This window comes from Wolbachia endosymbiont of Madathamugadia hiepei, assembly GCF_013366855.1.
Taxonomy (GTDB): domain Bacteria; phylum Pseudomonadota; class Alphaproteobacteria; order Rickettsiales; family Anaplasmataceae; genus Wolbachia.
The window spans coordinates 1-9,226 of the sequence record NZ_WQMP01000030.1; the positions used below are offsets into that span (position 1 = coordinate 1).

Here is a 9,226-nt window from a genome sequence, read left to right on the forward strand (position 1 = left end):
AAAAATCAAGAACTTTAGAGGTGTTTTTTCTCGATTTGACAAGACTGCTGAGGTTTTTATGGGTTTTTTAAACTTCGTTGGTTCTCTCATACGGCTTCTCTAAAATTTTGTTCACAGAGACTAGGCAAAAACTGTCTTCTCGGGGGAAAAAGCGTTGCAGATATCATAGCTGAGAGTCTTGAGAAAAATGGCGATGTACCTACAAGTTCTGCAAAAGCATCAGGTAGTCCTTCTGATTTCATGAAGCAAGTTCTCTTAAGCCAGTTTCAAAGAAATGGAATAGAATCAGGAGCATAAAACATGTTTATTCTTAATTATAGGCAATATCCATTTAGTTAAGAACATATCCACCCACCGCCGATAACTTGGTCATCTTTATATGCCACGCAGGCTTGGCCGGGGCTGATACCAAAATAATCATTATTTAAAATAACACAAGCTTTATTTTGTTCTGCAGCTGGGTATATTGTTGCTGAGCTTCCCGCGTGTGATGACCGGAGCTTCACAGTTACTTCCATGCCTTCCTTTGGTTGCTCTAGCCAATTCAGCTCCTTGACCAACACTTTTCTTTGCATTAGTGCGCTAACTGGACCTACTATGACCTCATTATTTTCTGTACTAATTTTTATCACATAGAGAGGTTCGCTATGTGCAATGCCCAGACCTTTTCTTTGCCCTACTGTGAAATTTACTATGCCATTGTGCTCGCCCAGCACTTTTCCATTTACATCTACAATCTTGCCTTTCTGCACAGACTGTGGAGCTAACTTAGCTATTGTTTCACTATAGCTTTCAGAAACGAAGCATATATCTTGACTGTCTGGCTTTTCAGAGATTTGCAAACCAAAATGCTTTGCTAGTTTTCTTACATCACTTTTATAGAACTTACCAAGTGGAAATCTCAAAAGCTTCAACTGCTCCTTTGTTGTGGCAAACAGAAAATAACTTTGATCTTTACTTTTATCGATGCCTGTGCACAATTTTACCTCGCCATCCTTTTCCAACCTTCTCACGTAATGCCCTGTAACTAGTACATCTGCACTAAGATTTTTTGCAACTTGCAATAGATCACGAAACTTTACCGTTTGATTACATTTTACGCATGGTATAGGAGTTTCTCCACGCATATAGGTATTTGCAAAATCCTCTATCACTTCCTTTTTGAATATCTCTTCATAGTTTAAGATATAATGAGGAAAGCCAGTACTTTCAGCCACGCGCTTGGCATCGTAAATATCCTGTCCGGCACAACATGCACCTTTTCTCGCGTTAGCATTACCATCACTACCATATAGCTGAAGAGTCACACCAATTACTTGGTACCCAAGGTGATGTAGCAATACTGCTGCAACAGAACTATCAACTCCACCAGACATTGCAACCACAGCTTTGGTTTGGTGTGGAGGTTTATCTTTGAGCAGAGGTTCAATTTCAAATTCTTTTAGCATAATCAGCTTAATTTATAAACGCAAACCTTGTGTCATTCCAACATGTTGTTGTGCAAATGTTTTAATTTAGGGGCTAGCAGACAATGTTATGCAAGTAGATGACACTGAGATCCAGCAAAATTGATCGTAAACAAGTACATTATACAACATTTTTGATGAATTTGCCAAAAAATTGGATCCAGCGTCGTGTGCTGGAATGACACCACTGTTGACTGACAAGACGGTACCTTTAATTTGTCCTATTATTAGTTTAGGTTATGCAGAAAGTCCAATGAGGTTTTCCAACATTGTGCCGCAATTCATTATGCTACCATACACCGGGATAGGGTAAAATAAAGACTAGCATAACAAATTTAGATTGTGCTAGAAGTTATATGCGGGAGTGATGAGACTTGAACTCACGACCTCATGCGTGACAGGCATGCGCTCTAACCAACTGAGCTACACCCCCATTTCCTTTTAGCGTTTCTGACTTTAAAGTTAATAAACATGTTGTCTTTTGTCAACGTTTTTTGTTTGCACTTTGTTGCCTTTTATATTACTATATAAATAATTTGATTTCACACATGGCTTATACAAATAGTCCTATTAGGGTTATGCCATGGAGGATAAACTATTTGGAGGAATGAATATGGTAAACTTACCTGAGGTCACTATACGTGATTTAGCTGGATCTGGCGTACATTTTGGTCATAAAATTAGTCGCTGGAATGCGAAAATGGCTCCGTACATATATGGGGTACATCAAGAAAATCGTATACATATAATCGATTTGCGAAAGACGTTGCCATTACTACAGGTGGCAATGAAGGCCTTATATGAAGTTGCATCTCAAGGTGGTCGCATCTTATTTGTTGGTACAAAATTTCAAGCTTTGGATATTATTGCAAGTGAGGCAGTTCGTTGTGGTCAATATTATGTAAATTATCGATGGCTTGGTGGTATGCTTACTAACTGGGGAACTGTCTCTTCTTCAATAAAAACACTAATTCAATATGAAAAAATACTAAATGATGAAAATAGCGTTTTAACAAAGAAAGAATTAGGGAATATTGAAAAGAAAAGGCAAAAGCTTGATAAGGCGCTAGGTGGCATTAGAGAGATGGGAGCAATTCCGGATATTTTATTCATAATTGATACTAATAAAGAGCACATTGCAGTTAAAGAGGCGAAAAAATTGGGAATTCCAATAGTTGCAGTACTTGATACTAACTCTGATCCAGATGATATTACTTATCCTATGCCAGGGAATGATGACTCAAGAAAATCAATAGAACTCTATTGTAGGTTGGCTGCAGACTTTATATTGACTGGAATAGAATCTAGCTTAGCAAGATCTGGAGTTAAGGTTGGTGATATAAAGGGCGATGAGTTTATTTAAGAAAAAGGAGATAATATTGTACAGACTAAAAAGGGGCACGATAAAATTTATAAAGAAGATGAAAAGGAGGTAGTAACAAATGAAGATGAATCCAGATAGCATAAAGGAACTACGCAATAGAACAGGGCTTGGTTTAAGTGGTTGTAAAAAAGCGTTAGAAGAGTGTAATGGTGATATCAATAAGGCCATTGATAAGTTACGTACAATAGGGCTTGCTAAAGCTGACAAAAAGTTCGATAGGGTAACTTCAGATGGTCTAATTGCTATGCATTTGGCTGAAAATCGTGGCGTATTGATTGAACTCAATTGTGAAACTGATTTTGTTGCAAGAAATGAGAAATTTATAGAGCTAATCTCAAATTTAGCGTCAATTGCTTATCAAGAACGCTGCACTAGCGTTGATGAATTAAAAAATGCCAAATATGAAGGCATTGGTACGGTGCAGGAAGCTATCATAAATGGCACATCTGTCCTTGGTGAAAAGTTAGAGCTGAGTAAGCTTTGTTACCTGGAAGCTCAGAACGGGATTGTCGCTGGTTATGTACATGGTGATGTGTGTGGCCTGGGTAAAACTGGTGCTTTAGTGGCACTGCAATCATCCGGTGATAAGTCAAAGTTGCAAGAAGCTGGGAGACAAATAGCGATGCACGTAGTCGCTATGAAGCCCGAAGCCATCTCTATAAATGACTTAGATCAAGTAAAGCTAAGCAATGAACGTTCTATAATTGAAGAACAGGTGAAAAGCTTAAATAAACCTGAAGAGGTGACAAAGAAAATAGTAGATGGTCGAATGGCTAAATATTATGAAGAAGTTGTTTTACTAGAACAGAAGTTTATAAGGGATGATAAAATGAAAATTTCTGATTTTATCAAAGTAAGCGAGTCGAGTGTAAACTCTACTGTTAAATTATCTGATTATAAGTTACTTATTTTAGGTAGCAGAGATTAAATAGTTGAAAATGACTGCCTCAACAGATGAAATAAAATACTACAGGGTGTTATTTAAAATCTCTGGTGAGGCTTTGATGGGATCACGGCCTTATGGCCATGATATGGAGGTTATAGATCAACTGTGCAAAGATGTAGCTGATGTCCACAAGCTTGGGGTTCAGATATGTATTGTTGTTGGTGGTGGTAATATCTTTCGTGGCGCATCTGCATCTTTAAGCGGTCGTGAAAGAGCAAGCAGTGATTATATTGGAATGCTTGCAACTATAATTAATGCTTTGATTTTACAAAATTTTTTAGAGAAAAATTTAGTGGACTCTAGGGTGCTATCTGCAATACCCATGGCCACTATATGCGAACCTTATATCAGGAGAAAAGCCATTCGTCATTTAGAAAAAGGTAGAGTAGTAATCTTTGCGGCAGGTACAGGTAATCCATTTTTTACTACAGACACAGCCGCAGCTTTACGTGCTGTTGAAACGAATTGTGATGTTATTTTGAAAGGTACACAAGTAAATGGTGTATACTCCGCTGATCCGAAAAAAAATGGGGATGCTGTAATGTATGATAAGCTTTCTTACATGGATTTGTTGACTCGTGATTTAAAAGTTATGGATGCGTCAGCGATCTCACTCGCACGTGAGAATTCCGTTCCAATTATAGTTTTTTCTTTGAAAGAAGAAAAAATAGTCAATATTGTTAAGGGTCGTGGTACTTGTACTATAGTTTCAGATTATAAATGATAGGTAATTTATGTTGAATGAAGTAAAAACTCAAACAAAAGAAAGGATGCTAAAAACTATTCAGTCCTTTCATGATGATATTAAAGGTATACGCACCGGTAGAGCTAGTGCATCATTACTTGACGGCATAGTTGTGAATATCTATGGAGGACATCAAAAACTGAATCAAGTTGCCGGTGTTTCAGTTACGGACAATAAAACATTATCAATTAAAGTTTGGGACATTAGCGTTGTAGGTGAAGTAAAAAATGCTATATTGAATGCCAATCTAAATTTAAATCCTGTCGTCGAAGGTAATACTATACGTATAACCCTTCCAGATTTAACGCAAGAAACCCGTGAAAGATTAGTGAAATTATTGCACCAGTTTGCTGAGAATGCGCGAGTTGCCATTAGAAATATACGTAGAGATATCATGGAAGAAATAGAGAAAATGCAGGAAAGTAAAGAAATCTCAGAAGATGATCTTCATAGCGCTAAAAAGGAAATACAGAATATTACTGATGATAATATCAAAAAGATTGATAGCGAGTTATCTATTAAAGAAAAAGATATGCTGAATCACTAAGTTGATATGAAAGAAGCCTTCAATAGTAAAAAAAAACGAATTACATGCAAAGATATCATCCGAGTAGCTGACACGCAACTGTACGAACATTTGTCCGCGGAGGCAGTGTGTTAGCCATTTTTGCCTCAAAAACAAAGGTGTCATCCCAGTGCTTGACACTGGGATCCAGCTTTTCATACAATCTCGTCAAAGACGTTTGTTTTAGCATAAGACAGCTATTTTTATGCTTATCAGCTCATTGTGCTCACTTGCAATCAAATTTCTGGATTCCAGTGTCGGGGCACTGGAATGACACCCTCCTGGTAGTACAATGTTCGTATAGCTGTGTGTCAGTTACTTTTATGACATCGGGTGAACTCTAAATGTTGAATCTCGAGTCTCTACCAAAACACTTAGCAATCATTATGGATGGCAATGGTCGGTGGGCAAACAACCAAGGGAGGGTAAAAATTGATGGTTATAGAAAGGGTAGTGAGGTTGCATATGACATTGCTAAGCATTGCACAACCCTAGCCATACCCTATTTGACTTTGTACGCATTTTCCATGGAGAATTGGCTTAGGCCTAAAGAAGAAACTGACCATCTATTTGGTTTATTTTACTCTGTTCTAACTGACGAGGATAAAATCAATTTCATTTGCAATTATAATATTAAGTTGAGTTTTATCGGTAATTTAAGTTTGTTACCAAAAAAAATACTTGATCAAATTAGAAAAGCAGAGGAAATAACACATAAAAACGATGGTTTATTACTTACTGTAGCGGTCAGCTACGGAGCAAAGCAAGAGATTATACATGCTGTACGCAACATTATGAAAGAAAATATTGCTCATGTATCAGAAGACGAATTTGAAAAATTTCTATATACTAAAGATTTGCCGAAGTTGGATTTGTTAATTCGCACTGGCGGTGAAAAAAGGTTAAGTAACTTTTTATTGTGGCAAGCAGCTTACGCTGAATTGTATTTTTGTGATACTTTGTGGCCTGATTTTTCTTATCAAGATCTGGGTAAAGCATTAGAAGATTATATGAAAAGAGAAAAAAGATATGGCAAATAATAATTTTGTGATTAGAATACTGTCTTCAATAGTAATATTGCTTATATTCTCTTTTGCTACATATTTCAGTGATTTATCGTTTTACCTATTAATTTTTTCGATAGCAGTTTTATCTTCTTTTGAATGGTATAACCTAACTCAGGGAAACAGAATATTATATATTTTCGCATTACTATTGATTGCACTACCAAATGCCTCATTGATATACCTATATAACCTGTCACAAGGAAAATATGTATTAGTATGGCTCATCTTAACCATTTGGAGCATTGATATTACTGCCTACCTATTTGGTAAGAATTTTGGTGGAGCTAAAATTTGTCCAATTATTAGTCCTGGAAAAACTTGGTCAGGACTTCTTGGTGCAATCCTAGCTGGAATAGTGTGTACAATTTTCGGATCAATATTTTTAGGTTTATTTTCAGTCTTTTATTCTCCAGTAGTTGGCCTTGCAATTTCTACTTTAGCACAACTTGGCGATTTCACTGAATCACTCATTAAAAGAGTTTACAATATGAAAGATAGTGGAAGTATGATACCTGGCCATGGAGGAGTACTCGATCGTATGGACAGTTTCATTTTCACTGCTCCCCTTATTGCTATCTATATAAGCTAGCTAAAAAGAATGAAGTGTTATTTCATCCATGGGTTCTCTTCTTTTCATTAACTGCTTTCACAATGCACCCTTCAACAGATTTAGATTCTTCGTTGGATTTAAATCTTTCAGATTCTTCAGACTCTTCATATTTAAATTCTTCATTCATTGGCTTATTACAATAAGGACAGAATGTTTCGTTTCCTTCTTTATACAAGTATATTAATGGATGACCAGAACCATCATCGTCCTCACCACCACGACAACAAACTATTATATCATTATCCCTCACTGTCATATTGCTCCTTTAGTTTACAATGTTTTATGTATTGAACATACATGTTTGGGAATAGAAAATAAACATTATTCTTCACTTCTTATCCTGCTCAGATTAATCAATTCCTTCTGAACGCCCTCTGGCACAAATTTGCTGACACTTTCTCCTAATCTTGCTATTTCTTTTACAAAACTTGATGAAATAAATTGGGTATCCTCAGATGCAGGAAGAAATATGGTTCCAATTTCAGGAAGAAGTTTATAATTTACCCAACTCATTTGAAACTCATAATCAAAATCCGATACTGCTCTGAGTCCTCTAATAATGACAGAGGCGTTCTGCTCTTTAGCAAACTTCATTAACAGCCCATTAAAGGATACAACATCTGCGCCAATTCCTAGTTTTTTAATTTCATTTTTAGCCATGCTTGTGCGCAACTTTACGTCAAAGGCAGTGTACTTATTAACATTTTCTGCAACACCGATTATTAATTTATCAACTAGTTTACATGCTCTTTTTATTATGTCAATATGCCCAAAGGTTATAGGGTCAAATGTTCCGGGGTAAATTCCTATTCTGTTATTAATGCTCATCCTTTATTTTTACATAAGTTACTTTAAAAACTTTTGATAGACATAATAACATTTTTTATCTAAAAATGAAAGTATATGGTTGGCCTGATAGCTCAGTTGGTAGAGCAAAGGACTGAAAATCCTTGTGTCGCTGGTTCGATTCCTGCTCAGGCCACTTTTTCTTTCTTAATAAATTTACCTTCTTGTTGCAAAATACTCTATTATGTGTTATGATATTTATATGAATATTAGTGTAGTAAATTATGTTGTATAGATATTATAATAAAGTATTTAATATCTTATTAAGTGTAATTCTGTTATTCAGCAGCATTGCTTATGCAGACACTAGTGAAAATTTGCATTCAATAAATGGTGACATAGTTGTTGGTTTATTGAAAACAGAAGAAGAAACATATCCACATGAGATTGGCTTATCTCAAAATACCTACAAGATGTTTAATAATTGGGGAGTCAAAACTGTACTAATTGATTACAATAAGATAATTAGCCTAAAAAAAATTCAGGCAGAGTTACTTAATCTTGCAAAACAAGATGAAATACTGGCAAGGAAGCTGACATTAGACAGAGTAAAAGTTGAAGTTGCAAAGTTTATTAAAGAGCACAAAATAAATAGGATATTTATTCCAGGAAATTACTATAATTTACACTCTGAACCTTTTCCTCCTACTCCTTGTCGCCAGCTTGTTACTGAAGCAATTGTGAAAATAGTAGATGATAATCCTACAATCCATTTACTTGGCATATGTGGCGGTTTACAAGGTATCATAAATGCAAAAGGAATTGAAGTAGTGAGTGTGGCAAATCTTGTAAGTGATGAAGAGAAGCAAAGGTCTCATTTAAAATCAGCACCTAATCCACAGCAAGAAAGTGTACCTCTCCAGCAGATTAAAATTGTTCCAAACAGTCGTTTAGCAGAGGTGGTGGCTAAATTTTTACCACCTGACGAAAATGGCTGGTTTTCAACATGTTTTCCAGATGCTCATTCAGGAGCAGTAAGTAATACGCCGGAAAACAGAAAAAAGTTAGAGTTACTTGGATATAAAGTTGCATCATTTTCCAGTGATGGGGTAATAGAGGCTATTGAAGATAAGCATGGTAATATCTACTTTCAAAGTCATCCAGAAGCGCTTGTTGTGAAGTCAGATAAAAATCTCTATTTATCAAATCACAAGGCTCGTCAGGTTTCAACGCTAGTTGCCATAGCAATTATAAATGATTTTCTTTATCGTGCTTAATGGACGTTATAAACGCTTTGGTTAAAGCTTTAATAACCAAAAAGCACGTTTATTTATATCAGTCATTAGATTCTCGTATAACCGTATGAGAAACCAGTAGTGCACTTTTCTTTCGTCATTCTAGCACTTACTGTATTGCGTTAAGTTAAGTGTTTTTTAATCTTGCAATTCTTTCAATTTCACTAATGGAAAGACCGGTAAATTTGACAATAGTGTTGACGTCAACGTTATCAGCCAGCATTGCCTTTGCCACTTCAATTTTTCCTTCCTCTCTCCCCTCCGCTCTGCCTTTTTCAGTGGCATCATCAAGTTTTTGAGCGAGAATAGCTTTCTCATCACGGATACGCTTTATTTCTTGTTCATATGCTATGAACTCCTTT

General features: G+C 36.0%; 10 protein-coding genes, 2 tRNA genes and 2 pseudogenes. 8 read left to right on the top strand and 6 right to left on the bottom strand.

The window, feature by feature from the left end; all coding sequences use genetic code 11:
• Positions 1-335: 335 nt before the first annotated feature.
• Positions 336-1,448: a tRNA 2-thiouridine(34) synthase MnmA gene (mnmA, locus tag GO685_RS01840; RefSeq protein ID WP_175937318.1), complete on the bottom strand. Its 1,113-nt coding sequence runs from the start codon at positions 1,446-1,448 to the stop codon at positions 336-338.
• Between the two features lie 377 nt (positions 1,449-1,825).
• A tRNA-Asp gene (locus tag GO685_RS01845) sits at positions 1,826-1,899 on the bottom strand.
• A gap of 180 nt (positions 1,900-2,079) precedes the next feature.
• On the opposite strand from GO685_RS01845, the pseudogene rpsB reads away from it, so the two are divergent.
• The 4 genes and pseudogenes from rpsB to frr all read left to right on the top strand — a co-directional run bounded on the left by rpsB (position 2,080) and on the right by frr (position 5,088).
• Positions 2,080-2,928: pseudogene (gene rpsB / locus GO685_RS01850) on the top strand (30S ribosomal protein S2).
• Positions 2,909-3,778 (top strand): translation elongation factor Ts, encoded by an 870-nt coding sequence (gene tsf / locus GO685_RS01855; protein ID WP_175937319.1) that lies wholly within the window; start codon positions 2,909-2,911, stop codon positions 3,776-3,778. Before rpsB ends, tsf begins: the two are co-directional and overlap by 20 nt.
• A gap of 10 nt (positions 3,779-3,788) precedes the next feature.
• Positions 3,789-4,520: a UMP kinase gene (gene pyrH, locus GO685_RS01860; RefSeq protein ID WP_175937320.1), complete on the top strand. Its 732-nt coding sequence runs from the start codon at positions 3,789-3,791 to the stop codon at positions 4,518-4,520.
• 10 nt (positions 4,521-4,530) lie between these two features.
• Positions 4,531-5,088, top strand: coding sequence for a ribosome recycling factor (frr, locus tag GO685_RS01865; protein WP_175937321.1), 558 nt, complete (start codon positions 4,531-4,533; stop codon positions 5,086-5,088).
• Between the two features lie 55 nt (positions 5,089-5,143).
• On the opposite strand, the gene GO685_RS01870 is transcribed toward frr, so the two are convergent.
• Positions 5,144-5,296, bottom strand: coding sequence for a hypothetical protein (locus tag GO685_RS01870; RefSeq protein WP_175937322.1), 153 nt, complete (start codon positions 5,294-5,296; stop codon positions 5,144-5,146).
• 154 nt (positions 5,297-5,450) lie between these two features.
• Here GO685_RS01870 and uppS point away from each other — a divergent pair, with 154 nt between their 5' ends.
• On the top strand, positions 5,451-6,146 hold the full coding sequence (gene uppS, locus GO685_RS01875) for a polyprenyl diphosphate synthase (protein WP_175937323.1): 696 nt from the start codon (positions 5,451-5,453) through the stop codon (positions 6,144-6,146).
• Positions 6,136-6,762, top strand: a complete 627-nt coding sequence (locus GO685_RS01880; protein WP_175937324.1) for a phosphatidate cytidylyltransferase — start codon at positions 6,136-6,138, stop codon at positions 6,760-6,762. The genes uppS and GO685_RS01880 overlap by 11 nt, the downstream gene beginning before the upstream one ends.
• 22 nt (positions 6,763-6,784) lie before the next feature.
• On the opposite strand, the gene GO685_RS01885 is transcribed toward GO685_RS01880, so the two are convergent.
• Positions 6,785-7,039, bottom strand: coding sequence for a zinc-finger domain-containing protein (locus GO685_RS01885; RefSeq protein WP_175937325.1), 255 nt, complete (start codon positions 7,037-7,039; stop codon positions 6,785-6,787).
• A 65-nt stretch (positions 7,040-7,104) separates the two neighbouring features.
• Positions 7,105-7,611 (bottom strand): pantetheine-phosphate adenylyltransferase, encoded by a 507-nt coding sequence (coaD, locus tag GO685_RS01890; protein WP_175937326.1) that lies wholly within the window; start codon positions 7,609-7,611, stop codon positions 7,105-7,107.
• Positions 7,612-7,692: 81 nt separating this feature from the next.
• On the opposite strand from coaD, the gene GO685_RS01895 reads away from it, so the two are divergent.
• A tRNA-Phe gene (locus GO685_RS01895) sits at positions 7,693-7,765 on the top strand.
• A gap of 91 nt (positions 7,766-7,856) precedes the next feature.
• Positions 7,857-8,846 carry a gamma-glutamyl-gamma-aminobutyrate hydrolase family protein gene (locus GO685_RS01900; RefSeq protein WP_175937328.1) on the top strand — a complete coding sequence of 330 codons (990 nt, stop codon included), beginning with the start codon at positions 7,857-7,859 and terminating at the stop codon, positions 8,844-8,846.
• 145 nt (positions 8,847-8,991) lie between these two features.
• On the opposite strand, the pseudogene GO685_RS01905 reads toward GO685_RS01900, so the two are convergent.
• Positions 8,992-9,226: pseudogene (locus GO685_RS01905) on the bottom strand (Rpn family recombination-promoting nuclease/putative transposase); the annotation flags it as partial.